This is a genomic window from Kitasatospora putterlickiae (assembly GCF_039527695.1).
GTDB classification, from domain to species: Bacteria; Actinomycetota; Actinomycetes; order Streptomycetales; family Streptomycetaceae; genus Kitasatospora; species Kitasatospora putterlickiae.
The window spans coordinates 1-1,545 of the sequence record NZ_BAAAKJ010000525.1; the positions used below are offsets into that span (position 1 = coordinate 1).

Annotated in this window: 1 protein-coding gene; it reads right to left on the bottom strand. The window is 76.6% G+C overall.

What is annotated here, in order from left to right; translation table 11 throughout:
• Nucleotides 1–179: 179 nt before the first annotated feature.
• Nucleotides 180–1,448: a Pvc16 family protein gene (locus ABD308_RS38700; protein WP_344345695.1), complete on the bottom strand. Its 1,269-nt coding sequence runs from the start codon at nt 1,446–1,448 to the stop codon at nt 180–182.
• Nucleotides 1,449–1,545: the final 97 nt, after the last annotated feature.

Genomic DNA, 1,545 nt, shown 5'->3' on the forward strand with positions numbered 1-1,545 from the left:
GCGGACGACGGCCGGGCGCCGTCCGCCGAACCCGCGCGACCGGCCGCGTGCGCGTCGATCCGTTCGAGTACGGCGGCGACCGCGGCCGACAGCGACCGCCGGTGCGGCTCGTCCGCCGGGCCGTCGCGGCCCTGCGCTCGGCGTGTGCTCATCGCGTCCCCCCGTCCCCTGTCCCGCGGTCAGTGCGTCAGGTCCACGACGGGACCGGCGAAGGACCCGTCCTCGGACACCGTCAACTCGCTCGGCACGCCGTCCACCTGGACCCGGGCCAGGTACACCGCCGGACGGACGCCGACCACCGGCACCCGGACCTCGAACGGGTCGGGGCGCGGCCGTGGCGGCGCGGGCGCCCGGAACTGGTGGCTCGCCCCGGGGCGCCCGGGGGGCGGGTGCAGCTCGTCCAGCAGCAGCAGGACCTGCTGGTCGTCCCGGAGCGGCAGGTCCAGCCGGACGTGCAGCCGGGCCGAGACGCCGGCCGGTCCGTCGCCGCGGTCGGTCGTGCCGATCGGCGTGACGATCCGCGGCTGCCGGGCGAAGGTCTGCGCGTTGGACTCCAGGACGAGGTGGTCGGCGGCGGGCCGGCCGTCCAGCGCCAGTCCGTGCAGCACCTGCACCTGGTGGACGCCGGGCGGCAGGTCCTCCGGGACGGCGACCACCAGGCGGTCGTCCCGGACGTCGGCCGGGGCGACCGCCACCCGGCGTTCGCCCAGCCGGGCCACGACCAGGTCCGCGCGCAGCCCGGAACCGTCCACCACCAGCTCCCGGTCCTTGGCCACCGGTCCTTCCACGGGGGCGCCCCCGGAGCCGGCCGACCGGGAGAGCACCCGCTCGACGACCGGACCGCGCGACGGCACGGCCCGCACGGTGCGGCGCAGCACGGGCTTTCCGGCCACCGGGTCGGTCCTGCCCTCCACCAGGACGGCGGTGGCCTGGTAGACCACGGACAGCGCGTACGGGGTCTGGAACAGCGTGGTCCACAGCTTGGACATCTCGTCGACGTCCATCGGCGCGGGCGTGAAGCGCACCCGCTGCGGGGAGGCGGCCAGGTCGGTCCCCGCCAGGTACGGCTGGGCGGCCGCCTCCTCGATCAGCTGCCGGGACAGCACCGGCTGTTCGGCCAGCGCCCGGACCACGCAGCCGAGCAGCCGCTGGCCGACCAGCTGGGACTCCTCGCCGTAGCAGCTGATCAGGTAGTGCAGGTCCAGGGCGGCGGTCGGCCGGGCGAGCAGGGTGCCGTCGGCCGCGCGGGTCGGCGCGTCGAGGTTGCGCAGTGAGGCGTTGGGCGTGACCTGGTAGAGGAAGACGGTGATGGCCGGGTCGGCGGGCGGCTCGGTCGGCGGCTTGCGGGCGCCGACCTCGACCGCGAACGGGATGTCGGGGGAGAGCGCGCGGGAGACGAGCAGCCGCAGCGCCTCGCTCACGGTCGCGATCGCGAGGTGGTTGCTCATGGGCCCGCCCGACCGGTCATGAGGGCTCCCGCTTGAGGTACCGGTCGAGGTCGAGGGCCGGGGCCTGGCCGCGCGCAGCGCCGGGCTGCCGCTGCGG